The organism is Streptomyces sp. Je 1-79 (genome assembly GCF_025195125.1).
Classification (GTDB): domain Bacteria; phylum Actinomycetota; class Actinomycetes; order Streptomycetales; family Streptomycetaceae; genus Streptomyces.
Genome location: NZ_JAMGSL010000008.1, coordinates 37,837 through 63,599, shown reverse-complemented (window position 1 = coordinate 63,599; position 25,763 = coordinate 37,837). Strand labels below are relative to the sequence as shown.

General features: G+C 72.9%; 26 protein-coding genes. 14 read left to right on the top strand and 12 right to left on the bottom strand.

Going from position 1 to position 25,763, the window contains the following annotated elements:
* Window positions 1-42: 42 nt before the first annotated feature.
* Together M5362_RS17805 and M5362_RS17800 are read right to left on the bottom strand one after the other, a co-directional pair.
* The gene (locus M5362_RS17805) at window positions 43-264 is read right to left on the bottom strand and encodes a hypothetical protein (protein ID WP_260228563.1); all 222 of its coding nucleotides are present in this window, start codon (window positions 262-264) and stop codon (window positions 43-45) included.
* Between the two features lie 12 nt (window positions 265-276).
* Complete coding sequence (locus tag M5362_RS17800) at window positions 277-1,542, bottom strand: inorganic phosphate transporter (RefSeq protein WP_260228562.1); 1,266 nt, start codon at window positions 1,540-1,542, stop codon at window positions 277-279.
* 374 nt (window positions 1,543-1,916) lie between these two features.
* On the opposite strand from M5362_RS17800, the gene M5362_RS17795 reads away from it, so the two are divergent.
* Both M5362_RS17795 and M5362_RS17790 read left to right on the top strand, forming a co-directional pair.
* Window positions 1,917-3,044 (top strand): alpha/beta hydrolase, encoded by a 1,128-nt coding sequence (locus tag M5362_RS17795; RefSeq protein WP_260228561.1) that lies wholly within the window; start codon window positions 1,917-1,919, stop codon window positions 3,042-3,044.
* Between the two features lie 181 nt (window positions 3,045-3,225).
* Window positions 3,226-4,692, top strand: coding sequence for a hypothetical protein (locus tag M5362_RS17790; RefSeq protein WP_374214487.1), 1,467 nt, complete (start codon window positions 3,226-3,228; stop codon window positions 4,690-4,692).
* Window positions 4,693-4,816: 124 nt separating this feature from the next.
* Here the strand turns inward: M5362_RS17790 and M5362_RS17785 are convergent, their stop codons facing one another.
* Both M5362_RS17785 and M5362_RS17780 read right to left on the bottom strand, forming a co-directional pair.
* Window positions 4,817-5,218, bottom strand: coding sequence for a VOC family protein (locus M5362_RS17785; protein WP_260228559.1), 402 nt, complete (start codon window positions 5,216-5,218; stop codon window positions 4,817-4,819).
* Between the two features lie 76 nt (window positions 5,219-5,294).
* Window positions 5,295-6,185: a neutral zinc metallopeptidase gene (locus M5362_RS17780; protein WP_260228558.1), complete on the bottom strand. Its 891-nt coding sequence runs from the start codon at window positions 6,183-6,185 to the stop codon at window positions 5,295-5,297.
* A 266-nt stretch (window positions 6,186-6,451) separates the two neighbouring features.
* On the opposite strand from M5362_RS17780, the gene M5362_RS17775 reads away from it, so the two are divergent.
* From M5362_RS17775 to M5362_RS17765, 3 genes are all read left to right on the top strand, one after another.
* Complete coding sequence (locus tag M5362_RS17775; RefSeq protein WP_260228557.1) at window positions 6,452-8,050, top strand: ABC-F family ATP-binding cassette domain-containing protein; 1,599 nt, start codon at window positions 6,452-6,454, stop codon at window positions 8,048-8,050.
* A 323-nt stretch (window positions 8,051-8,373) separates the two neighbouring features.
* Window positions 8,374-8,595: a helix-turn-helix domain-containing protein gene (locus tag M5362_RS17770; RefSeq protein WP_006123601.1), complete on the top strand. Its 222-nt coding sequence runs from the start codon at window positions 8,374-8,376 to the stop codon at window positions 8,593-8,595.
* Window positions 8,596-8,714: 119 nt separating this feature from the next.
* On the top strand, window positions 8,715-9,512 hold the full coding sequence (locus M5362_RS17765) for an enoyl-CoA hydratase/isomerase family protein (RefSeq protein ID WP_260228556.1): 798 nt from the start codon (window positions 8,715-8,717) through the stop codon (window positions 9,510-9,512).
* A gap of 378 nt (window positions 9,513-9,890) precedes the next feature.
* On the opposite strand, the gene M5362_RS17760 is transcribed toward M5362_RS17765, so the two are convergent.
* Window positions 9,891-10,577 carry a hypothetical protein gene (locus M5362_RS17760; RefSeq protein ID WP_260228555.1) on the bottom strand — a complete coding sequence of 229 codons (687 nt, stop codon included), beginning with the start codon at window positions 10,575-10,577 and terminating at the stop codon, window positions 9,891-9,893.
* 57 nt (window positions 10,578-10,634) lie between these two features.
* Here M5362_RS17760 and M5362_RS17755 point away from each other — a divergent pair, with 57 nt between their 5' ends.
* The 5 genes from M5362_RS17755 to amaP are packed head-to-tail and all read left to right on the top strand — an operon-like array spanning window position 10,635 to window position 12,875.
* Window positions 10,635-11,087, top strand: a complete 453-nt coding sequence (locus M5362_RS17755) for an Asp23/Gls24 family envelope stress response protein (protein WP_260228554.1) — start codon at window positions 10,635-10,637, stop codon at window positions 11,085-11,087.
* Window positions 11,088-11,117: 30 nt separating this feature from the next.
* The gene (locus tag M5362_RS17750) at window positions 11,118-11,309 is read left to right on the top strand and encodes a hypothetical protein (protein WP_260228553.1); all 192 of its coding nucleotides are present in this window, start codon (window positions 11,118-11,120) and stop codon (window positions 11,307-11,309) included.
* 6 nt (window positions 11,310-11,315) lie between these two features.
* Window positions 11,316-11,666, top strand: coding sequence for a hypothetical protein (locus M5362_RS17745; protein ID WP_260228552.1), 351 nt, complete (start codon window positions 11,316-11,318; stop codon window positions 11,664-11,666).
* Window positions 11,663-12,283 carry a DUF6286 domain-containing protein gene (locus M5362_RS17740; RefSeq protein WP_260228551.1) on the top strand — a complete coding sequence of 207 codons (621 nt, stop codon included), beginning with the start codon at window positions 11,663-11,665 and terminating at the stop codon, window positions 12,281-12,283. The genes M5362_RS17745 and M5362_RS17740 overlap by 4 nt, the downstream gene beginning before the upstream one ends.
* Window positions 12,284-12,287: 4 nt before the next feature.
* Window positions 12,288-12,875 (top strand): alkaline shock response membrane anchor protein AmaP, encoded by a 588-nt coding sequence (gene amaP, locus M5362_RS17735; RefSeq protein ID WP_374214486.1) that lies wholly within the window; start codon window positions 12,288-12,290, stop codon window positions 12,873-12,875.
* Window positions 12,876-12,974: 99 nt separating this feature from the next.
* On the opposite strand, the gene M5362_RS17730 is transcribed toward amaP, so the two are convergent.
* From M5362_RS17730 to M5362_RS17700, 7 genes are all read right to left on the bottom strand, one after another.
* On the bottom strand, window positions 12,975-13,730 hold the full coding sequence (locus M5362_RS17730) for an SDR family NAD(P)-dependent oxidoreductase (protein ID WP_260228550.1): 756 nt from the start codon (window positions 13,728-13,730) through the stop codon (window positions 12,975-12,977).
* 4 nt (window positions 13,731-13,734) lie between these two features.
* Window positions 13,735-15,519, bottom strand: coding sequence for a glycoside hydrolase family 15 protein (locus M5362_RS17725; RefSeq protein WP_260228549.1), 1,785 nt, complete (start codon window positions 15,517-15,519; stop codon window positions 13,735-13,737).
* A 53-nt stretch (window positions 15,520-15,572) separates the two neighbouring features.
* Window positions 15,573-16,370, bottom strand: a complete 798-nt coding sequence (locus tag M5362_RS17720; protein WP_260228548.1) for an SURF1 family protein — start codon at window positions 16,368-16,370, stop codon at window positions 15,573-15,575.
* A gap of 69 nt (window positions 16,371-16,439) precedes the next feature.
* Window positions 16,440-16,673, bottom strand: coding sequence for a hypothetical protein (locus M5362_RS17715; protein ID WP_260228547.1), 234 nt, complete (start codon window positions 16,671-16,673; stop codon window positions 16,440-16,442).
* Window positions 16,674-16,727: 54 nt separating this feature from the next.
* A complete protein-coding gene (locus M5362_RS17710) occupies window positions 16,728-17,702 on the bottom strand; it encodes a DEDDh family exonuclease (RefSeq protein WP_260228546.1) in 975 nt (324 codons plus the stop codon).
* Window positions 17,703-17,834: 132 nt separating this feature from the next.
* Entirely contained in the window at window positions 17,835-20,438 is a 2,604-nt protein-coding gene (locus M5362_RS17705; protein WP_260228545.1) for an MXAN_6230/SCO0854 family RING domain-containing protein, read from the bottom strand.
* 151 nt (window positions 20,439-20,589) lie between these two features.
* The gene (locus M5362_RS17700; protein ID WP_260228544.1) at window positions 20,590-21,273 is read right to left on the bottom strand and encodes a TetR/AcrR family transcriptional regulator; all 684 of its coding nucleotides are present in this window, start codon (window positions 21,271-21,273) and stop codon (window positions 20,590-20,592) included.
* A gap of 96 nt (window positions 21,274-21,369) precedes the next feature.
* Between M5362_RS17700 and M5362_RS17695 the strand changes: the two genes are divergently transcribed.
* From M5362_RS17695 to M5362_RS17680, 4 genes are read left to right on the top strand one after another with little or no spacing between them, the layout of a single operon-like run.
* Entirely contained in the window at window positions 21,370-22,167 is a 798-nt protein-coding gene (locus M5362_RS17695; protein WP_260228543.1) for an acetoacetate decarboxylase family protein, read from the top strand.
* On the top strand, window positions 22,167-23,051 hold the full coding sequence (locus tag M5362_RS17690) for an SDR family NAD(P)-dependent oxidoreductase (RefSeq protein ID WP_260228542.1): 885 nt from the start codon (window positions 22,167-22,169) through the stop codon (window positions 23,049-23,051). Before M5362_RS17695 ends, M5362_RS17690 begins: the two co-directional genes overlap by 1 nt.
* 21 nt (window positions 23,052-23,072) lie before the next feature.
* Entirely contained in the window at window positions 23,073-24,353 is a 1,281-nt protein-coding gene (locus M5362_RS17685; RefSeq protein ID WP_260228541.1) for an amidohydrolase family protein, read from the top strand.
* The gene (locus M5362_RS17680; RefSeq protein WP_260228540.1) at window positions 24,353-25,576 is read left to right on the top strand and encodes an amidohydrolase family protein; all 1,224 of its coding nucleotides are present in this window, start codon (window positions 24,353-24,355) and stop codon (window positions 25,574-25,576) included. The genes M5362_RS17685 and M5362_RS17680 overlap by 1 nt, the downstream gene beginning before the upstream one ends.
* The last annotated feature ends 187 nt before the right edge of the window (window positions 25,577-25,763 follow it).

Genomic DNA, 25,763 nt, shown 5'->3' with positions numbered 1-25,763 from the left:
GGGGGGGCGCCCCCCCCCCCGGCCGGTGAAGCGGGACCGTCGTCAGACGACGATCAGATAGATGCCGTACGCGACGGCCGCCGCGCACAGCGCGAAGCAGGCGTACGCGCCGGTGCGCGCCAGGGTGGCGGAGCCTCCCTGGGCGGCGGCCTGCTCCTGCTTGGAGAGGCCGACGATGCCGAGGGTGAACAGGCCCACGAGGGCCACGGTCGCCACGAGGCTGACTCCGAAGACGGAGCCGAGAGCTGCCCAGTCGATCTTCATGTCGTTGGTTCCTTACACCGCGGCCGGAGCGGCGGGGGCTGCCGGGTCCGTGGGAGCCGGCGAGGGGATGGTGGTCTTGAGGTCCTCGTCCGCGACGGCGGCGTAGGCACCGGCGGGCGCGGGCGGGGCCACGGCGGCCATCGCGGTGGTCACGACGCCGGCGGGCTCGTCGTCGATCTCGTCGGCGGTCACGTTGTGGTGGTCGACGGGCTTGCGGCGCGAGAGCGCCCAGATGACGGCCGAGCCGGCGACCAGGAGGACCGCGACGGCCGCGACGCCCCAGGGGCCCTGCTTGGTGAGGAACTCGGCGCCGGCGCCGACCAGACCCGCGGCGGGCAGGGTCAGACCCCAGGCGACGAACATCCGGGTCGCGGTCGACCAGCGGACGACACCGCCCTTGCGGCCGAGGCCCGCGCCCATGACTGCGCCGGAGCAGGACTGCGTGGTGGAGAGCGAGAAGCCCAGGTTGGACGAGGCCAGGATGACCGTGGCGGCGCTGGTCTGGGCGGCGAAGCCCTGCTGCGGCTGAAGGTCGGTGAGGCCCTTGCCCATGGTGCGGATGATGCGCCAGCCGCCGAGGTAGGTGCCGAGCGCGATCGCGACACCGGCGGAGACGACGACCCACATCGGGGGGTTGGAGCCGGGGGCGAGGACGCCGCCGGTGACCAGGGCGAGGGTGATGACACCCATCGTCTTCTGCGCGTCGTTGGTGCCGTGCGCGAGGGAGACGAGACCGGCGGAGGCGATCTGTCCGGCCCGGTAGCCCTTGGCCGTGGACTTCGTGTCCGTCCGGGAGCCGATCTTGTACGTCAGCTTCGTCGCCGCCATCGCGGCGAGACCGGCGACGAGCGGCGCGGCGATCGCGGGGATGAGGACCTTGCTGACCACGGTCGAGCCGTTGACGGCGGACCAGCCGGCCGACATGACGGCCGCGCCGATGAGTCCGCCGAAGAGAGCGTGGGAGGAGCTGGAGGGCAGACCCAGGAGCCAGGTCAGCAGGTTCCACAGGATGGCGCCGACGAGCGCCGCGAAGATCACTTCGGTACGAATGCCCTGTTCGTTGATGATCCCGCCGGAGATCGTCTTGGCGACCTCGACCGACAGGAAGGCACCGACCAGGTTGAGCACGGCGGACATGGCCACCGCCGTCTTGGGCTTGAGGGCACCGGTCGAGATGGTCGTCGCCATCGCGTTGGCGGTGTCGTGGAAACCGTTCGTGAAATCGAACACGAGAGCTGTCACGACCACAATCGCGAGCAGCAGCGTGATGTGTTCCATTTACCCAGGCAATCGTTTGACGTCAGTGGCGGGACGAACGTAGGCAACCTGAGTGAACGGAAGGTGAACTGGGTCGGGCGGAGTGGTGACCCGAATCAGGGTCCGGACATTCCGCTTACGGTGCGGGCGAGCGTTCTGTCCACGATGTGGGCGCCGTGCGACCCCGGGTAATCCGTACCCACACGGGATATGGGCGACTCCGGTGGCTTCCTCCCCGGCCGCCCGTGTCAGCCCGTGGACGGGCCGGGGGCACTGTCAGCCGACCGGGGGACCCGGGGAGGAGATCCATGTCACTCCGAAGGGGGACGGATCCGGCCGGCCACGGGCGGCTCCGTCCGGTGGCAGCCCGGGCCCGACCTGTCGACACTGGGAGCGTGCGCCCGGCTACAGCGACGGCAGCGGCCGTCACCACTCTGATCGGTGTCGGCGCGGCCGTGTTCGCGGCCGGCCGGTACGCAGGCGACATCGCCCTCAAGGCGTCGTCCGGCCGGCCCCTGCCCGGTGATCCCCGGCTCACCGTGCACGCCACGGGCCCCGACCGGGTCACCCTGACCCGCAGCCTCGCCTCCCTGCGCCCCGGTACGTACGGGATCGAGGGCCATGGCGTCCACGCGGTCGTGGGACCCGTCCTGGACCGCGTCCCGCACACCGCGGACACCGTCGTACGCCGTCTGGAACGCGTCGAGCACGGAGAGCTGGAGCCGGGTGCCCGGGTCCGCCTCACGCCCGAGCTGCACAGCGGCACCCCGCGGAGCGCCCTCGGCGTCGCCTACGAGGACGTCGAGATCCCCGGCGAGCTCGGCTCCCTGCCCGCCTGGCTCGTCCCCGGCGCGCGCTCCACGTGGGTCATCGCCCTGCACGGCATCGGCACGACGCGCCGGCACCCCCTCAACCTCGTTCCCTTCCTCACCCACCGGCAGATCCCCGTCCTCTGCCTCTCCTACCGGGGGGACGAGGGCGCGCCCCCGCCCCCGGACGGCTTCGGCCACCTCGGCGACTCCGAGTGGCGGGATGTCGACGCCGCCCTGCGCCACGTCGTCCGCCAGGGCGCCAAACACGTCGTCCTGTACGGCTGGGGGCCCGGCGCCACGATGGCCCTGCGCGCCGCCGCCGGCTCCGGTGTACGGGACGTCATCCGCGGCCTCGTCCTGGACTCCCCGGTCCTCGACCGGGAGGCCACCCTGCGCAACCTCGCCGCGGCCCACCGCGTCCCCGGCCCGCTGCTGCCGCTCGCCGTCCGCGCGGCGGAGGGCAGGGCCGGGCTGCACGGCGACCTCTTCCCGCAGGCCGCCGACCCGGCCGCCCTGAGCGTGCCGACGCTCGTCCTGCACGGCCCCGACGACACGATCGCCCCCTGGGAGCCCTCCCTCGAACTGGCCTCCCGCCGCCCGGAGCTGGTCACTCTTCACACGGTCCGCGGAGCGCCGCACGCCTCGATGTGGAACGCCGATCCGGTGCGGTACGAAGAGGCCCTGCGCCGCTTCCTCACCCCGCTCCTCTAGAGCCTCCGTCCCGGCCTCGGGCCGGCCTCGGACTGGCCTTCCTCCCGGCCTCCGTCCCGGCCTCCGACCGGGCTCCGTCTAGACCTCCGTCCCGGCCTCCGCCGGGGACGAGCCGAGGACGCGCCGGCGGCCTCGCCGATTCCGATTGGGCTTTCGGGCCGTCAACGGGAAGACTGCCCCCGTGACGTCTCGAAAGCCCGATGAGCAATTGGCGCGCAACTCCAGACTCCGACTTGTCCGTCCGCGGGCACTCGCCACGGCCCGGCGGGCCGTGACGACCCGGCGCACCCGACCGGCCCCGCGGCCGCCGGAGGGCACTCCGCCCCGCGCGGAACTGGCCCGCCAGGCGCGGACCGTCCTCGCCGACGCCGTACGGATCGCCCGCTGGGCCACGCTCGACGGCTCCACCGGGACCGCGGCGTCCCGTCCCCAGGCGGTCCGCGCGACCGCCGCCGCGAACGCGGCCGGACTCGACGGCATCCCCGCCCAGGAACGGGCCGCCGTCGCACTGGACCTGACGCCCGGCCAGATCAGGGCCGGCTGGGACCGGGCCCGGCTCGCCGGACTCGTCGAACTCCACGGCGACACCGCCCGCCCCGGCTGGCGGCTGCACGCCTGGGACCGTGACGACTCCGCCGTCCTGCGCGGCTGGGTCGCCCTGTTCGACGCCTGGTCCCTGGTCCACCCCGCCCCCGCGGACGTCGCTCCCGGCGCCGTCGCCGAGGTCGTCGAGGCCCTGCCCCAGGTGCTCTCCCTCCTCCAGCTCTCCGCCGGACCCGTGGTGGTCCCCGCCCTGTTCGACCTGCTCCGGCAGCGGGTCGACGAGCTGCGCGAGGAGCGCTGCGAGGTGCCCGTCGAGGGCGCCGACCCCGCCTCCGCGTCGGCCGCCGGCACCGCGTCCGACGCCGGCCCCGAGGGGCTCGCCGCCCTGCTCGACTGGGCCCTGGAAGGACTCGCCGCCGTCGGCGCGCTGACGCTCGGCGAGGGACCCGACGGCCGCCAGGCAACCCTGACCCCGCTCGGCAACTGGGCGGTCTGGGTCAAGCTGGAGCAGATCTGCGTCGCTGCCCAGAGCCCGGCCGGCAACATCGAGCGGTCCGCCGAGGAGATGCTCCGCGGCTGTGCGAGCCTCACCCCCGGCCCGGCGCGCGACGAGTACCGCGCCTGGCTCGCCGCCCGCACCCTCTCCAGCGCGGTCTCCGAACTCCTCGCCGTCGCCCGCGGGGAGGACGCCCTGCTGCGCGGTCTCGCCTTCGAGGCGCTCCGCGTCGTCGGGGCCCCCGCCGAGGCCGAGGTCAGGGCCGCCGCCGAGGAGGCCTCGCTCCGTCCGTACGCCCTGCTCTGGATCGCCGAGTACGAAGGCGCCGACCCCGACGACGCCCCGGACGTGCTCACCCGCGAGGAGGCGACCTGGCTCTGGGTGGACACCGCCGCGGCCGTCGCCGACCACGGGGAGAGCACGCTACTGGTGCGCCACCTCGACTCCGCCGTCCAGGGCACCGTCCCGGCGCTCCTCGACGAGGTCCGCGCCGTCGGCCACCCCCGTACCGTCCAGGTCCTGGTCGCCCTCGCCGCCGCGCACCCCGACCCGGCGCTCGCGAAGGCCGTCCGCCGGGCGGCCTTCCAGGTCCACACCGGGGGATCCTGACCGCCGTCCGTGCCGGGGGCCTTGACCGCCGTCCGTACCGGGGGATCCTGACCGCCGTCCGTCCGGGGGCCCGACCACCCGTCGTACCCGCGGCCGGCCGGGGTCCGGAGCGCACCGCCGCGTCTCAGCCGGTGGCCCCCGGCAGGTACGTGCCGAAGCTCCAGACGTTGCCCTCGCCGTCGCGCGCGATGTAGTCCCGCGAGCCGTACTCCTGGTCCGTCGGAGGCGTCACGATGTCGACGCCGTGGGCCACCGACCGCGCGTGGTGTTCGTCCACGTCGTCCACGTGGACGTACACCCCGCTCGGTCCGGAGCCCTCGACCAGCTTGTCGAACTCGCTGCCCGTGCCCTTGCTGCCGAGCATCACCATGCCGTTGCCGAACGACAGCTCGGCGTGCACGACCTTGCCGTCCTCGCCCTCGAACACCGCGGTGCGGGTGAAGCCGAACGCCTCCGTGAGCTGCCTGATCGCGGCGTGCGCGTCGTGGTAGGTCAGGGTCGGACAGATGTGGGGTGCCTCAGCCATCCCGATCACTCCTTTTCGCGGCGGGCCCATGTGACCTGGATCTCAGTCTGGCATCCGGCGCCGACATCGGTACGCCTCAGCGGAAGGTGTTGCACCGCGCCATGTCACCGGTCGTGAAGCCGGTGTAGAACCACTGCTGACGCTGCGCGGCCGAGCCGTGCGTCCAGTTCTCCGGCGTCACCCGGCCCTGGAACCTCTCCTGGATACGGTCGTCGCCCACCGCCGCCGCCGCGTCCAGGCCGTCCCGGATGTCCGCCTCGGTCAGCCGGGTCAGCAGGGGCCGCCCCGTCTTCTCGTCCGGCGTGGTCGTCGCGTGCCGCGCCCAGACGCCCGCGTAGCAGTCCGCCTGCAGCTCGACCCGTACGGCGTTGGAGTCCGGGCCCGTCCGCCCGTCCTGGGCGCGGGCCAGGGTGCCCATCATGTTCTGCACGTGGTGGCCGTACTCGTGGGCCACCACGTACGCCTGCGCGAAGGGCCCGCCGCTCGAACCGAACCTCGTCCGCAGCTCGTCGAAGAAGCCCAGGTCCAGATAGACCTGGCGGTCGCCGGGGCAGTAGAAGGGCCCGACCGCCGAGGTGGCCGAGCCGCAGGCCGTGCCGACCTGGTGGGTGAACACGACCGTGCGGGCGTCCCCGTACCGGCCGCCGCGCCGCTCGTACTCCGCCCGCCAGAAGTCCTGCACGCTGTTGACGACCGCCACGATCCGGCAGTCCTCGCGGGTGTTCGCGTCCGCGCCGGTCCGGCAGTCCCGCTCGACCTGGGCCGCCGAGGACGAGGTCGCGACCGGCTCGGGGTCGCCGGTGGTGAGCCCGAGCTGCTCGGGTCCCACCCCGAACAGCAGCCCCAGGATCAGTGCGATGAAGCCGACGATGCCGCCGCCGACGGTGGCCCTCCCGCCGGGGATGCGGCTGCCCCGGACGTCCTTGACCTCCGAGGTGTCCAGATCGGCGTCGTCGTCGAACTGCACGGGCCACCACCCTCCGCCGTCTCAGCCGCGGCGACGGCCGCCGCCCTGCGCCCGAGTATCGGCGAATCCCCCAGGGGTCGCCCCTTTTGTCCGACATGGGTGGTAACGGTCGGTAAGGGGGTGAACGGTCGGTGCCGGACTGTGGCCGAAAAGCAGTTGCATGCGCCCGTTAGACTGGCCGTATGGCCATTCTCCCCGCGCATGACTAGCGGCGTCGAATCCGCTCCCAGCCCTTTCCGCCGTACCGTCCGCCCTGGAGTCTGTCCGTGATCACCGCTTCCGGCATCGAGCTGCGCGCCGGCGCCCGCATCCTCATCGAGTCCGCTTCCTTCCGCATCGCCAAGGGCGACCGCATCGGCCTCGTCGGCCGCAACGGAGCGGGCAAGACCACCCTCACCAAGTGCCTCGCCGGCGAGGGCATGCCCGCCGCCGGGCAGATCGCCCGCTCCGGAGAGGTCGGCTACCTCCCGCAGGACCCGCGCACCGGTGACCTCGACGTCATGGCCCGCGACCGCATCCTCTCCGCCCGTGGCCTCGACATCCTCATCAAGAAGATGCGGATGAACGAGGAGCGCATCGCCACCGGCACCGGCGGCACGCGCGACAAGGCGATGAAGCAGTACGAGCGCCAGGAGACCGAGTTCCTCACCAAGGGCGGGTACGCCGCCGAGGCCGAGGCGTCGACCATCGCCGCCGCCCTCGGCCTCCCCGACCGGGTCCTCGGCCAGCCGCTGCACACGCTCTCCGGCGGTCAGCGGCGCCGGGTCGAGCTGGCCCGGATCCTGTTCTCCGACGCCGACACCCTGCTGCTCGACGAGCCCACGAACCACCTCGACGCCGACTCCATCGTCTGGCTGCGCGACTACCTCAAGACCTACCGCGGTGGCTTCATCGTCATCTCCCACGACGTCGACCTCGTCGAGACCGTCGTGAACAAGGTCTTCTACCTGGACGCCAACCGCTCGACGATCGACGTCTACAACATGGGCTGGAAGCTCTACCAGCAGCAGCGCGAGGCGGACGAGAAGCGCCGCAGGCGCGAGCGCCAGAACGCCGAGAAGAAGGCCGCCGCCCTCAACTCGCAGGCCGACAAGATGCGCGCCAAGGCCACCAAGACCGTCGCCGCGCAGAACATGGCCAAGCGCGCCGAGCGCCTGCTCTCGGGCCTGGAGGCGGTCCGCGTCTCCGACAAGGTCGCCAAGCTCCGCTTCCCGGAGCCCGCTCCCTGCGGCAAGACCCCGCTGACGGCGGAGGGGCTCTCCAAGTCGTACGGCTCTCTCGAGATCTTCACCGATGTGAACCTCGCGATCGACAAGGGTTCGCGCGTCGTCATCCTCGGCCTCAACGGCGCGGGCAAGACCACGCTGCTGCGTCTGCTCGCCGGAGCGGAGCAGGCCGACACCGGCGAGGTGACCCCGGGCCACGGCCTCAAGCTCGGCTACTACGCCCAGGAGCACGAGACGCTCGACCCGGAGCGCACCGTCCTGGAGAACATGCGGTCCTCCGCGCCCGACCTCGACCTCGTCGAGGTGCGCAAGACGCTCGGTTCCTTCCTCTTCTCCGGCGACGACGTCGACAAGCCGGCCGGGGTCCTCTCCGGCGGCGAGAAGACCCGGCTGGCCCTGGCCACCCTGGTCGTCTCCTCGGCGAACGTGCTGCTCCTGGACGAGCCCACCAACAACCTCGACCCCGCCAGCCGCGAGGAGATCCTCGGCGCGCTGCGCACCTACAAGGGCGCGGTCGTCCTCGTCACCCACGACGAGGGCGCGGTCGACGCGCTGGAGCCGGAGCGGATCATCCTGCTGCCGGACGGCGTCGAGGACCTGTGGGGTCCCGACTACAAGGACCTCGTGGCCCTCGCCTGATCATCTCGGTATGGATCATTCGGCTCATGGGTGATCCATCATCTGAGTGAGGGCGTCTCGTACTTCCCGGCGCGGCTCTGTGCGGAATCCTTCCCTCAGGGCCGCGCCGTCCTTGTGTGCCCGGCGCGGCGCTGACCTGGCACTTCCTGGCCGGGCGTGTCCCGGAGCGCGGATCGCATCACCCGGAATCATTCATTCCGCTCGTGGTGAGAGCTTCCCTGTCCGCAAACCTGGTGGCACAGACCTTGTCGAATGGGTGGCCAGGACGTCCGGGAGGGGTGATCATGAGAAGTCCAGAGCGCACTTCCCATGAGGAGGCACGGGTGGCCGAGACTCTGAAGAAGGGCAGCCGGGTGACCGGCGCCGCGCGCGACAAGCTCGCGGCAGACCTGAAGAAGAAGTACGACTCCGGTGCGAGCATCCGGGCGCTGGCCGAGGAAACCGGCCGCTCCTACGGATTCGTCCATCGGATGCTCAGTGAGTCCGGAGTCACGCTGCGTGGACGCGGCGGAGCGACCCGGGGCAAGAAGGCCGCCTCGGCCTGATCGGGCGCGGTTCGTCGGGTCCATCGGTTCTCGCGGTGGCCACCCGGTCGCCCGTGCGGTCGACCGGGTGGTTACTGTGCAGTCACTTAGCAGTGCTGCACCGGAACCGGAGGCGCCCCATGACTTCGCTCGACTCTGTGCTCGTGTTCGACAAGGACGGTGTACGGCTCACCGTCGAGGACGCCGTTGCCACGGTGGCCCTGACCAACCCGGCGAAGCGCAACGCCCAGTCTCCCGCTCTGTGGCGGGCGTTGACGGAGGCCGGACGGTCACTGCCGGGCAGCGTGCGGGTCGTCGTCCTGCGCGGTGAGGGCAAGTCCTTCTCCGCCGGGCTCGACCGGCAGGCGTTCACGCCCGAGGGCTTCGACGGAGAGCCGTCCTTCCTGGACCTGGCACGGGGTTCGGACGAGGACCTGGACGCGGTCATCTCCGAGTACCAGGAGGCGTTCACCTGGTGGCGCCGCAGCGACATCGTGTCGATCGCGGCCGTCCAGGGGCACGCCATCGGTGCCGGCTTCCAGCTCGCCCTCGCCTGCGATCTGCGGGTCGTCGCCGACGACGTGCAGTTCGCGATGCGTGAGACCAGCCTGGGGCTCGTGCCGGACCTCACCGGCACGCACCCCCTCGTGGGTCTTGTCGGCTACGCCCGTGCGCTGGAGATCTGCGCCACGGGCCGCTTCGTCCACGCGCAGGAGGCCGAGCGCATCGGCCTCGCCAACATCGCCGTGCCCGTCGACGAACTCGACGGCGCGGTACAGGACCTGAGCGCCGCGCTGCTCGCCGCGCCGCGCGACGCCGTGATCGAGACCAAGGCGCTGCTCCAGGGCGCCACCGACCGTACCTACGAGGCCCAGCGCACCGCCGAACGCGCCGCCCAGGCCCGCCGCCTGCGCGACCTGGCGGGGCTCGGCGACTGAGGCAGCCGCCCAGCGCGACTGGCGGGGCCGAGCGACCGAGGCCGCGGGTCCGCCGCGCGCCTCGCACCGCCGAGCGTCCCGCCCAGGCCCTCCGCCCTGCGCGACCTGGCGGGGCCGAGCGACCGAGGCCGCGGGTCCGCCGCGGGCTCGCACCGCTGAGCGTGCCGGCCCAAGCGCGCCGTCTGCGCGCCTTGGCGGGGCTCGGCGACCGAAGGCGCCGGTCCGCCGCGCGGCTTCCGCGCCTGCCCGTAGGCCGGCTCGGTTCGACCGTTTGGCCGCCCGGCGGGCCCGGGCCCGCGCGCTCTCTCGGCGTGCGCCACGCCGGGGTCGGGCTTCGCCCTGGTGTCGCAGTCGGTCAGCGCGTCGGCGGCCGTGACCTCACTGGATCTCCGACACCAGGACGGTGACCGCCGTCCCTTCGGGGGCGGTCTCCGCAGCCCGGGCGCGGGCGGCGCGCGCCACGTCCAGGGCGCGGTGTCCCGCGGCCACCGCCAGCTCCATCCGCAGCGCCCCCGGCGTGCGGTGGACCGGGGAGCCCAGGGCGGACGTCAGCCCCGCGATGCCCGGGATGCCGAGCAGGGCGTGGGCGGCCGGGTCTTCCGACACCCCGGCGAATCGCCCGACTGGGGGAGTGGCGGCCGACGAATCCGCGGCCCGCTCCGCCAGCCCCGTCACCCGCAGGTCGACGGTCACGACCACGAGGCCCAACTCCCGGTCCGCCGAGGCGAAGAGCGCCCCGCGCACCTCCTCCGCCACGCCCAGCAACGGCCGGTCCGCCGCCTGCGCGACCTCCGTCGCGAACTCGGCCGCGATCCGCAGCCGGCCAGGCGGGAGCCCGCCCGGAGGTACGGGGAACGGCGCGTCCGGCCCCTCCTCCGCGAGCCCCACCCGCAGCGTCCCCGGCACCACGCCCCGCACGGTCGCCACCGCCCGCAGCAGGACCCTCCGGGCCGCGCCCTCCGCAAGCCACACACCGTCCGCGGCCTCGCCCAGGGGCAGCAGGCGGCGCGGCCCGAGCCGCTCGCGCACCGCGCCCATCCGTCCCACCCCAGATGTCGTCGTCATTGCCCCAGCCTAATGTGGGCAAAGAGACATATAGGTGCACAGAAGGGATGAACGGTGATGAATGACCCCGCACACCCCAGGGAACCGTCCGTGACCAAGCGCGGCGGCGGTGACCCCGCCACCCGTGGCCGGACCACCATCGCCGACGGTGTCGTCGAGAAGATCGCCGGTCTGGCCGCACGCGAGGTCGACGGCGTCCACGCCATGGGGAGCGGGTTCTCCCGCACCATCGGCGCCGTGCGCGACCGGGTCCCCGGCGGAGGCGGAACCAAGGCGGGCGCCACCCGGGGCGTCAAGGCCGAGGTCGGCGAGGTGCAGACCGCGCTCGACCTGGAGATCGTCGTCGTGTACGGCGCCTCCATCGCCGACGTGGCCGGGGCGGTGCGCGAGAACGTCATCGCGGAAGTGGAGCGGATGACCGGTCTGGAGGTCGTCGAGGTCAATATCGCGGTGAGTGACGTGAAGCTGCCGGAGGACGAGGAAGAGGAGCCGGAGTCGCGGCTCCAGTAGCCGGCGGCGCTCCGACTGAAAGGGCTCAACATGAGCATGGCGATGGTCGGCCTGGTGGCCGGAATGGCCCTCGGCTTCGCCGGATACTTCGGCGGATTCGGGGCGTTCGTGCTGGTCGCGGCCTTGGGCGTGATCGGCTTCGTCGTCGGGCGGTTCCTGGAGGGGGACCTCGAACCCGGCGACTTCTTCCGAGGCCGCGAGCGCGGCGAGCGGCGGCGGTGACCGGGGGTGACCGTCGACAGGGTGGGCCCGGCCGGCCGTGGGGCGACCACGATCGCCGACCGGGTCGTCGCGAAGATCGCCGCGCGGGCGGCGCGGGAGGCGATCGGCCGGGTGCCCCCGGGCGCCTCCGGGCCGCAGGCCTCGGTCGTCGTGCAGCGTGACTCGGCGCGGGTCTCGGTCAGTCTGGAGCTGGGCTACCCCGCCGACCTCGGCCGGCAGTGCCTCGCGGTCCGCAGCCGGGTGATCCACCGGGTCCGGGAGCTGGCGGGCATGGAGGTCCCCGAGGTGGCCGTCCATGTCGAACGCCTCCACTCCCCGCGTACGGCCCGTGAGTCGGGCGGGCGGAAGCTGCGATGACCACTGACACCGACACGGGCAACGACACCGCGCCCGTACCGGAGGAACCGCCGGCAGAGGCACCGGCCACGCCCCGCGCGCGCCGCTTCTGGGCGGTACGGCGGATCCCCGCGGCGCTGCTCGCGCTGATCCTCCTCTGCGGCACGGGGCTCCTGCTCTACGACGTCGCGGCCGTACGGGCCGACCGCACGGCCATGAGCTGGCGCAGCGAACTCGCTGACGCGCTGGCGACCCGGCCCCTGGACGACGTCTGGGTGCGGATCGGCGCGGGTATCGCCGTGCTCCTCGGACTCTGGCTGCTGATCCTGGCGGCCACCCCGGGGCTGCGCGAGGTGCTCCCCATGCGGCGCGACCACGCCGACGTACGCGCCGGACTCGACCGCGAGGCCGCGGCCCTGGCGCTGCGCGACCGGGCGATGGAGGTCTCGGGCGTGCAGTCGGTACGGGTACGGATGAGGCGCAGGAAGGTGGCCGTCCGGGCGGTCTCGCACTTCCGCGAACTCGACCGCGTGAGCGCCGACGTGGAGAGCGTGCTGAAGACGGGCATCGACGAACTGGGCCTCGCCCGGCCCCCGGCGCTGACCGTACGGGTCGGCCGACCGCCGAAGAAGGGGTGAAGCAGTGACCGTCATTCTCCGGCGCGTCAACCGGATCGTGCTCGGACTGGTGGGCCTGCTGCTCGTCGTCCTCGGCGGCGCGGTGCTCGCGTCCGGGTTCGACCTGGCGGTGCCCTCGTGGTGGCCGTGGTCGGGCCCCTCCGACGTCCTGCTGAGCCGGGCCGACCGGCAGCGGTGGCGTGACGAGGGCTGGTGGTGGCCCGTGGTGATCGCCGTCCTCGGTGTGATCGTGCTCCTGGCCCTGTGGTGGCTGCTGGCGCAGCTCCGCCGCGCCCGGCTCGCGGAGATCCTCATCGACACGGGCGACGGGGAGGTGGCGACGGTACGCGGTCGCACCCTGGAGACCGTCCTCGAGGCGGACGCGGCGGCCCAGGACGGGGTGGCCCGGGCCAGGGTCGCCCTGTCGGGCCGCCGCACCGCCCCGCGCACCCGCGTCGCGATGCGCCTGGAGCCGTACGCCTCCCCGGGCGCCGCCCTCACGACCCTGACCACGGAGGGCCTGGCCAACGCCCGTACCTCGGTGGGCCTGAGCACGCTTCCGACGGAGGCCCGCTTCCGGGCGGTCAAACACCGCGCGCGTCGGGTGACCTGACACGCCGTCGCGGTCCGGCGCCCCGTGCGGAACCCGCGCCGGACCCCGTCGGCACAGGCGTCGTGCCCGGGCCGTCAGAGCCCGTGCCGTGCCCGGCCGTCAGAACCCGTGCCGGGCCCCGCCGTCCACCGACACCATCACACCCGTCACATAGGACGCCGCGGGCGACAGCAGGAACGCCGCCGTGCGGCCGAACTCCTCCGGCGTGCCGTAGCGCCGCAGCGGGATACGGGACTCGCTCGCCGCCCGCGACGCCTCCGCGTCGCCCGAGAGCGCGTCGAGCTGACGCACCCAGTCCGTGTCGATGCGGCCGGGGAGCACGCCCACCACCCGGATGCCCCGCGGCCCCAGGTCCCCCGCCAGCGACTTCGCGAACCCGGCGAGACCCGGGCGCAGCCCGTTGGAGATCGTCAGGCCGGGGATCGGCTCGTGGACCGAGCCCGAGAGCACGAAGCCGATGACCCCGCCCTCGGTCAGCGCCTCGGCCGCCGTCCTGGCCATCCGTACCGCCCCGAGGAAGACGCTCTCGAACGCCGACGCCCACTGCTCGTCGGTGTTGTCCGCGGCGAAGCCCGGCGCGGGCCCGCCCACGCTGACGAGGATGCCGTCGAAGCGCCCGAAGCGGGACCGCGCCTCCGCGATCAGCCGGGCCGCCGCCCCGGGGTCGGCGTTGTCGGCGGCCAGACCGGCCGCGCCCGGGCCCAGCTCCGCGACCGCCTCCGCGACCGTCTTCTCCTCGCGGCCGGTGACCAGCACCTTCGCGCCCTCGGCGAGCAGCGCCTCGGCCGAGGCACGGCCGAGCCCCCGCGTCGCGCCGGTCACCACGTACACCCGGTCCTTCAGTCCAAGATCCATGGGCCTATCCTGCCGTCTCCTCCCACGGCAGCGCGAGAGCGGTGCCCACCAGTCCGACGTGGCTGAACGCCTGCGGGAAGTTGCCCAGCTGGCGCTTGGCCACCGGGTCGTACTCCTCCGCCAGCAGCCCCACGTCGTTGCGCAGGGTGAGCAGCCGCTCGAAGAGCTCCCGCGCCTCGTCCTTCCGGCCGGTCATCCGCAGCGCGTCCGCGAGCCAGAAGGAGCAGACGAGAAACGTTCCCTCGCCACCGGGCAGGCCGTCGACCGAGACCCCTTCGGTGCTGTAGCGGCGGACGAGGCCGCGGTGCGTCAGCTCCTCGCGCACCGCGTCGACCGTGCCCACCACCCGGGGATCGTCCGCCGGCAGGAACCCGACGCGCGGGATCAGCAGCGTCGCCGCGTCCAGTTCCCGCGAGCCGTACGACTGGGTGAAGGTGTTGCGGTCGGGGTCGAACCCCTTCGCGCACACCTCCGCGTGGATCTCGTCCCGCATCGTCCGCCAGCGCGCCGGGTCCCCGTTCAGCGAGGGGTCGGCCTCCAGCGTGCGCACCGCCCGGTCGGCGGCGACCCAGGCCATCACCTTGGAGTGCACGAAGTGGCGGCGCGGCCCGCGGACCTCCCAGAGCCCCTCGTCCGGCTCCCGCCAGGTCGACTCCAGGAAGCCGAGGAGGCTCAGCTGGAGGTTCCAGGCGTGCGGCTCGGCCGGGATCCCCGCCGCCCGCGCCATGTCGAGTGAGTCTATGACCTCGCCGTACACGTCGAGCTGGAACTGCTCCACCGCCGCGTTGCCGATCCGGACCGGCGCCGAGTCCGCGTAGCCGCGCAGCCAGTCCACCGTCATCTCGGGCAGCCGCCGCTCACCGCCCGGCCCGTACATGATCTGCAGATCGGCCGGATCGCCCGCCACCGCCCGCAGCAGCCAGTCGCGCCACGCCACCGCCTCGTCGACATAGCCGGCGGACAGCAGCGCGCCGAGCGTGAGGGTCGAGTCGCGCAGCCAACAGGAGCGGTAGTCCCAGTTCCGTACGCCGGCCAGCTCCTCCGGGAGCGAGGTCGTGGGGGCGGCCATGATGCCGCCCGTCGGCGCGTAGGTGAGCGCCTTGAGGGTGAGTAGCGAGCGCAGCACCGCCTCGCGGTACGGCCCCTGGTACGTACAGCGCGCCGACCAGTCGCGCCAGTCCCTGAGGCAGTCCTCCAGCGCGCCGTAGGGGTCGATGAGCTCCGGGCGCCTTTCGTGCGAGGGGTGCCAGGTGAGTACGAACGCCACCTTCTCGCCCGCGTCGACCGTGAACGACGACCACGTGGCGAACTGCTGCCCCCAGGTCTTCACCGGCGGTTCGCTGCGCAGCCACACCGAGTCGGGTCCCGCCACGGCCACCCGGTGGCCGTCGCTGCGGCGGACCCACGGCACGATCGAGCCGTAGTCGAAGCGCAGCCGCAGCGCCGCGCTCATCTCGACGCTGCCGCTGATGCCCTCCACGATCCGCATGACGTCCGGCGCCTTGTCGCGCTGCGGCATGAAGTCGACGACCTTCACGGTGCCGGTGCGTGTCTCCCAGTACGTCTCCAGGACGAGGGAGTCCCCGGCATAGCCCCGGGTGGTGCAGGTCGTGGCGCCTTTGGGAGCGATCCGCCAGTGGCCGTTGTCCTCGTCGCCGAGCAGCGCGGCGAAGCACGCGGCCGAGTCGAAGCGCGGCAGGCACAGCCAGTCGATCGACCCGTCGCGTCCGACGAGCGCGGCTGTCTGGAGATCGCCGATGAGGGCGTAGTCGTCGATACGTTGCGTCACGCTCTGGCGTGTTCCCGGAAGAAACGACGGTCAATCAGAAGAGACGGCAGGGCCTATGCCGCGGCGGGCTCCGGCTCGGGCGTGCCGGCGCCGTCGTCGGCGCGGGCCGCGGACCGGTCATGCTTCTCGCGGCGTACCAGGATCACCCAGCCGACCGGCACGCCGGCCGCGAAGAGCCACCACTGCACGGCGTACGCCATGTGGGCGCCGATCGAGTCGTGGTCGGGGTCGGGGATCAGCTCGGGGGTGTCCCCGGCCGGCTCGGGAGCCGTCAGCTCGATGTAGCCCCCGAGCACCGTGCGGCCGGTGAGTCCGGCCTGCTGGACGCTGTTGATCAGCATCACCTGACGGTCCGGCAGCCCGCGCAGGTCCTTGATCCCGCTGGCGCCGGTCGTCTCGTCGGCCTTGAGCCGGCCGGTCACGGTCACCTCGCCCCCGGGGGCTGGCGGGACCGGAGGGAAGGCCTTCTGGTCGGCCGCGGCCGGGACCCAGCCGCGGTTCACGACGACGATCCGGCCGTCCTTGAGCGCCAGCGGGGTCAGGACGAGGAAGCCGACCTGGTCGTCGGCGTTGGTGCGGCGGCGGACGACGACCTCGTGCGCCGTGTCGAAGGTGCCGGTGGCCGTGACCTGGCGCCAGTAGTCGGCGCGCGGGACGGTGTGACCGGGGGAGGTCAGCTTCTCGACGGGGAGGGGCCGCGTGTCGAGGTTGCGCGCGATGAGGGCGTTCTGCGCGACCCGGCGCTCGTGCCGGTGGAACTGCCAGAAGCCCAGCTCGATCATCGTCGGGACGAGGACGAGAGCGATGAGGGTGAGGATCACCCACTGCCGGGACAACAGGAAGCGGTACACCCCATGACCGTACAACTGTGGTCATGGGGTGCACGCACGGGGGTTCCGGTCGCCCGGGGCGGGCGGGGTTCAGACGTGGTCGACGATTCCCACCTTCCCCTCCGCACGGGCGCAGTGCCCGCCGCAGTACCAAGTGCCCGAGACCTCGACGCCCTGGCCGATGATCTGGACCTTGCAGTGCTCACAGATGGGCGCCATGCGGTGAATGGCGCAGGAGAAGCAGTCGAAGACGTGCACCGCGCCCTGCGCGTGCACCTCGAAGGACATGCCGTAATCGTTTCCGCAGACCTCACAACGTGCCATGCGCCACAGGGTGCGACGGGAGCCGGGCGAGGTGCGGGCGGCACGCCCGCCGCGTCACCCGTCTGCCGGGGCCACGTCGCGCAGCAGCTGGGTGAACGCGGCCTCGTCGACGATCGGGGTGGCGAAGGACTTCGCCTTCACCGTCTTGGAGGTGGCGGCGTCCGGGTCGTTCGTCACCAGCAGGCTCGTCAGCCGGGAGACGCTCGTCGCGACATGGAGCCCCGCCTCGACCGCGCGGTCCTCCAGGAGCTCACGGTCGATGGACGTGTCGCCCGAGAACGCCACCCGCATGCCCTGTTTGAGCGGTTTGTCCACTTCGTAACGTCCGGGGTTCGGGTACGGGCACGGCGGCCGCTTCCGCGAAGGACGCCAGCCGTTCGCGTGGTACGAGGCCTGGTAGCCGATCCTGGCCGGCGCGGGCGTGGACACCCACTCCGTCAGCGGTCGGCACTCCAGGAGCGGCAGCCGTACGTTCCGCTCCGCCGCCGCGTGCAGGCTCGGGCGGAACGCCTCGGCCAGCACCCGCGCGTCGTCCAGCGCGTTGTGCGCCCGCTGCTGGACGACACCGAAGTGCGCGGCCAGCGACTCCAGCTTGTGGTTGGGCAGCGGAAGCGACAGCTCCTTGGAGAGCGCGATCGTGCACAGCCGCTGGCGCACGGGCGCGGTGCGCTCGGCCCGCGCGTACTCCCGGGAGATCATCGACCAGTCGAAGAGCGCGTTGTGCGCCACCAGGACCCGGCCGTCGAGCCGCTCGGAGAACTCGGCCGCGATCTCCGGGAACAGCGGCGCGTCCGCCAGGACGTCACGGGTCAGGCCGTGGATCCAGACCGGCCCGGGATCCCGCTCCGGGTTGACGAGCGTGTACCAGTGGTCCTCGACATCGCCCTGGGCGTTCAGCCGGTAGACGGCAGCCGACACTATCCGGTCGTCGCGGGCGAGTCCGGTGGTCTCCACGTCGACGACCGCGTACCCCTGTGGGTAGGCGGCCGGCCACGCTGCTGCTGTCGTACGGTCGTCGAGCATGGTCATTGAGAATACGGGCCCGGACCGACACCCCCGCCCCCCGGTGCCCCACCGGCGCCCGGAACCGGCCGTCCGGTCGCCGCCCGGCGGCCACGGCGCCCGCCCCGTACGGGAGTTCGCCGCAGCCGCCGGCCGGGCTCAGCCGAGGCTCGCCACCAGGTCGCCGGCCGCGGCCTGTTCGAGCCCGCAGCCGTCCACCGGTCCCGGCAGCAGACGGTAGACCGTCCCCGTCGCGCCCTCCGGCACCACGTCGCCGTCGAGGAGGGCGAGGAACACGTTCCGGCCGGCAGCGGCGGCCGCGGCCCGAGCCGGTCCGTCCTCGGCCGTACGGCGCCGCTGCGGCGCGCCGGACGTACGGATCCGGTCCGCGAAGGACTCCACGGACTCCCCGCCCCCGCGCCGGTACTCCCAGACCTCGTCCGGGCCCTCGTGCGCCCGTCGCAGGACGGTCACCTCGTCGGTCCGGGCCGCGGCGTGCCAGACCGCCAGGTCCCACAGCGTGGTCCGCCCGGTCGAGAAGTACTGGTGGAGATCCTTGCCGACCCGCCCCAGGTCCCCGCTGTGCGACCACACGCTCTGGAACCCCTCGGAAGGCGGCAGATGCAGATCCGTCCACAGGAAGGTGCGGTGCTCCAGGTCGACGAGCATCGGTACATGGATCTTGGAGTCGCCCACGAGGTCGTACCGCTGGCGCACGGTCCTCGGGTCGTACGTCGCGCCCCTGCCCTCCCTGGAAGGGAGGGCCATGAATCCGGCGAAGGCGTCGAGGAGCTCCTCGAACGGCACGTTGTTGTAGCTGAAGACGATCGGCATCGCGAACCGCACACCGGCCTCGGCGAGCGCCGCGAGGTCCAGATCGGCGTACTCGGTCGCGCCCTTGGGCGCCGGGGCCGAGGTGAGGTCGCCGGAGTGGACGACGGCCCGCGCGCCGTAGACGAGGTGGGTGTAGTCGCACAGCCCGACGTACGACCAGTCCGCGTCGTACAGCGCGACGGACAGGTCCAGGTCGACCCGCTTCCGGGTCGGCTGCGTCCAGTGCAGGAACATCCGCAGCACCTCGCCCCGGGGGAGCGGCTGCGTCGATCCCCGGGGAACCGCCACCAGCGCCTTGGCCGCGGCGCCTTCCGCCGACGGCACGGCGAGACCCGCAAGCGCGGAGTCCAGGACGGCCGTGTCGAAGCGGGGCGCCGCGCCGAGCCGGCGCAGCACCTCGCTCTCCAGCAGGCGGCAGACCTCCCCGGTCAGCGGGGCCGCCATCGGCGGGCGCGGGTCGTCCAGGGTGAAGGCGTGCGTCACCCGGCCCCGCGGGAAGAACACCCGCCGGTCACCCGGCAGATGACGGGTCCGCAGCTGCCCGAGCGCCGCGAGCAGCGGCCCGGGCCCCGCCCCCGGAAGGGCGCGGCGCAGGACCTCGGCCACGCGCGCGTGGAGCGTGCCGGAGCCGTACAGCCGCAGGAGATGGTCCAGCCGGCGCACCAGCTCGCCGGGGCGCCCGCCGAGCAGTGTGAGCGCGGTGTCCATGTCCCGTGCGGCCAGGGCCGTCTCGACGCGACCCGTCCAGGTGTGCGGCTTGAGGCGGCCGCCGTCGATCCGTACCGCGTGGGGATGGCGGGCGGCCGTCCGCCGCAGCTCCTCGCCGTGCGAGACGGCGGTCGTGTCGGTGCCGCGGAGCACCGCGAACGCCATGGCCGCCCGAGGGTGCCGGTCGTGTCGCTCGAAGGGGTGAAGCGTCTCGGCGGCCTTCTTCCACAGACCCGGGTGACGCGCCAGATCCTCGACGAGCGAGGCGACGTCCAGACCGTCCAGGACGGCGAGGAGCCGGCGGCGCAGCGGGCGCGGCAGCGAGCGGAAGCGGCGGGGCTCCAGCAGGTCCGCCTCGCCGCCCGACCAGACGGCGAGCAGCCGGAGGACGTCGGTCGCGGTGGTGAGCCGGACGTCCAGCTCGGGCAGCACCGCCTCCCTGGTGGCCGGGTCGAGCAGCAGCGTGCCCAGGAGCAGCGCCTTGGTCTCGCGGACCGGGATCTCGGCGGGGAGCCAGTCGAGCGTCGTGGGCGCCTGCGTGAGCAGCACCTTCAGGTCGCCGCGGTCGTCCGGCGAGAGCGGAGTGCGCCGGGCCAGCAGTGTGAGCAGCGCCCGCGCGGCGTCCGCCGGGCGGTTCCGGCCGAGCGCCAGCAGCCGGAGCGGTCCGACGGAGGACGCGTCGTCCTCGTCGCTGTCGTCGTCCCGGGCGACCGGTGGAGGCGGCTTCAGGAACGGGTCCGCGGGGTCGATCCGGCGGTGGCAGACCGGGCAGCCGTCGTACTCCGCGCCGTCCCAGCACCTGCGGCACACGAGGTGTGCGCAGGGCGAGACCGGATGGACGGTGCCGGCGGTGCCGCACAGGACGCACGGCTGCGTCGGCCACTGGAACAGCAGGGCGAAGACCCGGTCGACGTAGAGCGAGAACGTGTCGTCGGGGACGGAGGCCGGGAAGGACCGGAAGAGCGGCATGTGCGGGCGGTCGGCCCCCGACTCCGCGTCGAGATGGCGGAGCAACTGCTTGCCCGCGTCCGCGAGTCCGGCGGGACCGAGCCAGGCGAGTGCCTCGCGCAGTTCGGCGGTCGGGGCGAAGCCGCGGTCGAGGAGCTCTGCCTCCAGCGCGGTGAGCCCTTCGGCGGTGGACGGGTCGCCGGGGCGGGGCCCGGCCTGATCGACGTAGACCGTACGGAGACGGCGGAGCAGGACGGACGACACCACAGACAAAAAGGGATCTCCAGGAGGGAGGGGAAGAGTGAGGCGGGGACGGAGAGTGAGCGCGCTACGGATGTCAGAGAAAAGGAGAAGGAAGCACGCTTGCGGAGCCGTCCCCGCGAGAACGCAGCCTAGGACGGCGCCACGCGCGCGTGCCACCGATTTAGTCCGCCGGATCCTCCTGCCCCGCACCGGAGTCGGGCGGACTCCCGGAAGGACGGCGGGCGTCCGCGCCCAGCAGCCCCTCCACCAGGGCCCGCACCGAGGCGGTGAAGAGACGCTCCGGGTCGATCGGGCGGGCCAGGGCGCGGGTGAACGCGGGGTCGTCCGGGTCGGTCGTCTCCGTCTCCCAGAGTTCCACCTCGGCGGGGGACTGGACCGGGGCCCGTTCGCGGTTGCGCTCCACGAGCAGGTGGCCGACGACCTGGACCTGCACGGCCCGGACCGCCTCCGCCGCCCGAGCGCCGCGCAGGCCGGCCGCGAGCACCTCGACGGCCAGGGCGCGCTGCGCGGGCAGGAACATCCGCTCCGTCAGCCCCCGTTCGTGGACCATCGCCACCAGGTGCGGGCGTCCGCGCAGCTCGCGGCGGAGCGCGCGCGCCACCGACACGATCCGGGCGGCGGGGGTGCGGCCGCGCGGGGTGATCGCGGAGAGATCGGCGACCGTCCGCTCCACCAGGGCGTCGAGCAGCGACTCGCGGTTGCCGACGTGCCAGTAGATCGAGGTGACCGCCGTGCCGAGTTCGGCGGCGAGCCTGCGCATGGTGAGGGCGTCCGGGCCGTGCTGCTTCACCAGAGCGGCGGCGGTCTCAAGGACCTCCTCGCGGGTGAGTGCGGTGCGCGCCATCGTCCCCCCAATTCTCTTGCGTGCACGCCTATTTACCCTTGTTCGCCGTCGGTGTAACTGTGTTACAGGCCGACGGTCCCTGAAGGGTGGTACGTCATGGCACGAGTACGGTACGGCGCGCGCACCGACGCCGAGATCACGGCGGCCCGCGCCAGGAGCAGCAAGCTTCCCGACATCTGGTCCACCGGAGTGGTCGCCGTCTGGGAGACCGATCCGGACGTGGTCGCGGCGGTCCTGCCGCCCCCGCTCAAACCCACCGAACGGCCCCTCGTCCGGGCCAACATCTCCCAGGTCGACCTGCCCGGCTACCCCCTCGGCGCCGGATCGGTCGCCGTCGCCGCCGCCCACGGCGACCAGGAGGGCTGGTATCCGCTCGTCATGCCGATGACCCTGGAGCGGGCCCTCGTCGGCGGCCGTGAGGTCTTCGGCGAGCCGAAGAAGCTCGGCGAGGTCGTCGTCGAACGCGACGGGCTCGTCGTCCGCGCCTCCCTCGGCCGGCACGGTATCGACTTCGTCGAGGTGCGCGGCGCGGTCTCGGGACCGCTGCCACTGCCGGAGCCCGCCGAGAAGACCGACTTCTACTTCAAGTTCCTGCCGGGCGTGGACGGCACCGGCTTCGACGCCGAGCCCGTCCTCGTCCACTGCGTCCGGGGCGAGAAGGTGCGCAGGCTGGAGCGGATCACCGGAGACGTCGTGCTCCGCGAGTCCATGTACGACCCCGTCGCCGACCTTCCCGTACGCCGGATCGTCGAGATCACCATCGGCGAGAAGACCACCGACCAGAAGGGGCGGGTCGCGGAACGGGTGAGTGCCGAGGCCCTCCTGCCGTACATCCACCAGCGCTACGACGACCCCCAGCAGATCCTCGACGGACCGCCGGAAGGGAGCGTCTGATGGAGCTGCGCCAGGGGCAGGTCGCGGTCGTCACCGGCGCGGGGAGCGGTATCGGCCTCGCGATGGCCCGCCGCTTCGCCGACGAAGGGCTCTCCGTCGTCCTCGGAGACGTCGAGGAGGCCGCGCTCGCCAAGGCGGCCGGGGAGCTGACGGAGGGCGGTGCCCGGGTCCTCGCCCGCACCGTCGACGTCAGCGACGCCGCGTCCGTACGGGCCTTCGCGGACGCGGCGTTCGAGACCTTCGGCGCCGTGCACGTCCTGTGCAACAACGCCGGGGTCGGCTCGGGCGCCGAGGGCCGGATGTGGGAGCACGAGCCCAACGACTGGAAGTGGGCCTTCTCCGTCAACGTCTGGGGCGTCTTCCACGGCATCCAGGCCTTCGTCCCCCGCATGATCGCCGGCGGCGAGCCCGGACACGTCGTGAACACCTCCTCCGGGGACGGCGGGATCGCCCCGCTGCCCACCGCCTCCGTCTACGCCGTCACCAAGGCGGCCGTCGTGACGATGACCGAGTCGCTCTACGCGCACCTGAAGGCCGACCACGCGCGCGTGGGGGCGTCCGTGCTCTTCCCTGGCCCGCACATGCTCCGCACCGGCCTGTGGGAGTCGCACCGCAACCGGCCGGAGCGGTACGCCAAGGAGCGGCCGCGCAGGACCCCGTACCGCAGCCTCGACCAGTGGGAGGCGGCCATGAAGGACGCCGGGCACGAGGTCGCCTTCACCCCCGTCGAGGAGGTCGCGGAGCACGTCGTGGAGGGCATCCGGGCCGACAGGTTCTGGATGCTCCCGGCGAGCGAGCACAGCGACCGGCAGATCAGGGCGCGTTCGCAGTCGATGCTCGACCGCGCCGACCCGTCGTACCTGGAGAGCTTCATCCTCGACTGACTCGCGACTGAGGGGTACGCCATGAGTCATGAAGACCCGTATCTGATCATCTCCTCCGACTGCCACGCCGGTCTGCCCACCGAGCGCTACCGGCCCTATCTCGACCCCCGGTTCCACCGCGCCTTCGACGACTTCCTCGCCGGGCGCGACGCCCGCCGCGAGGCCATGACCCGGCTCGGGGTGCGCAACGAGGACTTCGCGAACAAGTGGTTCAGCGACAACGAGGAAGGGCTGCGGGGCGGCTGGGACAGCGCCCAGCGGCTCAAGGAGCTCGACGGCGACGGCGTGGCGGCCGAGGTCGTCTTCCCCGACGCGGACGCCGTCGACAGCCAGACCGCTGCGCCCTTCGGGGTCGGCCTCGGCCTCTCCGGCGACCAGGACCCGGAGCTCGGCATGGCGGGCGCGCAGGCGCACAACCGCTGGCTCGCCGAGTTCGTCGGGCAGAATCCCGAGCGGCACTGCGGGGTGGCGCTGCTGCCGATCACGGCCGAGCCGTCGAAGGTCGTCGCCGAGATCCACCGGGCCAAGGAGTCCGGGCTCGGGGCGCTGATGATCCCCTCGATGTGGGTGGACAAGGAGCCCTACCACGACCGGCGTTACGACCCGATCTGGGCGGCCGCCGCCGAGACGGGCATGCCGCTTCTCACCCACTCGGGCGCGGCGCCGCGCGAGGAGTACGGCGACCACCTCGGCATCTACGTCAGCGAGGTGACCTGGTGGCCGGCCAGGCCGTTGTGGTTCCTGCTCTGGTCCGGGGTCTTCGAGCGGCACCCGGGGCTGCGGTTCGGCGTCGCCGAGTCGGGCTGCTGGTGGCTGCCGAACCTGCTCTGGTTCATGGACCGGCTCTACCTCGGCGCCCACGGCGGCAAGAAGCTCTCCCCGTTCGCCGAGCTCAGGCGGCCGCCCAGCGAGTACCTGGACCGTCAGGTCTTCGTCTGCGCCACCAACACCAAACGGCGAGAGCTGGCGCAGCGGTACGAGATCGGCGTGGACAACATCCTGTGGGGATCGGACTTCCCGCATCCGGAGGGGACCTGGCCCCACACGCGCGCGTGGCTGCGGAACACCTTCCACGACATTCCCGTGGCGGAGACGCGGCGGATGCTGGGACTGGCCGCCGCCGAGGTCTTCGGATTCGATATTCGAATATTGGATCCGATCGCCAAGCGCATCGGTCCGACCCCTGCCGACCTCGGCCAGTCGCCCGACCAGGCGGCGGTCGAGGCCTCCTGGGCCCGCTCGCGCGAGGTCGGCCGCCACTGGCTGACGGACCACGACTTCCCCACCCTGGGAGTGAGCTGATGGACCGCTACACCGTCATCTCCGCGGACTGCCACGCCGGCGCCGACCTCCTCGACTACCGGCCGTACCTGGAGAAGAAGCACCACGAGGCCTTCGACGCCTGGGCGGCCGGCTACGTCAACCCGTACGAGGACCTGCTCGCCGACACCGCCGACCGCAACTGGAACTCCGGCCGCCGGCTGCGCGAGCTGGAGGAGGACGGCATCGTCGCCGAGGTCGTCTTCCCCAACACCATCCCGCCGTTCTTCCCCTCCGCCTCCCTGATGGCCCCCGCGCCCACCCGCGAGGAGTTCGAACAGCGCTGGGCGGGGCTGCGCGCCCACAACCGCTGGCTGGCCGACTTCTGCGCGGACGCGCCGGGCCGCCGGGCGGGCGTGGCGCAGATCCTCCTCAACGACGTCGACGAGGCGGTGAAGGAGATCCGGCGCACCAAGGAGGCCGGCCTCACCGGCGGCATCCTCCTCCCCGGCGCCCCGCCCGGCAGCGGGATCCCGGAGCTGTACTCGCAGACGTACGACCCGATCTGGGCGGTCTGCGCGGAGCTGGGCGTCCCGGTCAACCACCACGGCGGCTCCGCCTCGCCGCCGCTCGGCGACGAACCGGCCGCCCGTGCGGTGTTCATGGTGGAGACGACCTGGTTCTCGCACCGGGCGCTGTGGCACCTCGTCTTCGGCGGCGCCTTCCGCCGGCACCCGGAGCTCACCCTCGTCCTCACCGAGCAGGGCTCGGGCTGGATCCCCGGGGTCGTCGAGATGCTGGACTACTACCACGCCCGTCTGGTCGCGGCGGCCTCCCGGGCGGCCACGGCGGAGTCCAGGTTCGGCGCGGGGCTCGCGGAGTCCATGGGCAAGGGTCCGAGCGAGGTCTGGCGGGACAACTGCTTCGTCGGCGCGAGCTTCATGCGCCCGCACGAGGTGCCGCTGCGCGACCGGATCGGCCTCGACAAGATCATGTGGGGCAGCGACTACCCGCACGACGAGGGCACGACGCCGTACTCCCGCGAAGGCCTCCGCATCGCCTACGCGGGGCTGCCGAGGGAGGAGGTCGCGGCGATGGCCGGCGGCAACGCGGCCCGCGTCTACGGCTTCGACCTGCCGTACCTGGACTCCCTGGCGGCCGTCCACGGCCCGACCGTCGAGGAGATCGCCGAGCCGCTGAAGGAGATCCCGCCCGCCGCCACCAGCCCCGCCTTCGCCCCGGGCGGGTCGGTCCGGGTCTGGTGACGGGCCGCCTGAGACCCTCCCCGGGCGACTGAAGCGCCCGGCTCACGACGAAGCCCACGACGAAGCCCACGGCGGCGGTCTCGGCGTCCGTCTGGGCGTCCGCCTCGACCGGCTCCGGGCCGCCCTGCCCGGAGCCGGCGCCCACGTTGTCGGAAGGTGCCAAAGCCTGCTGACAAGTCGTCTCGCA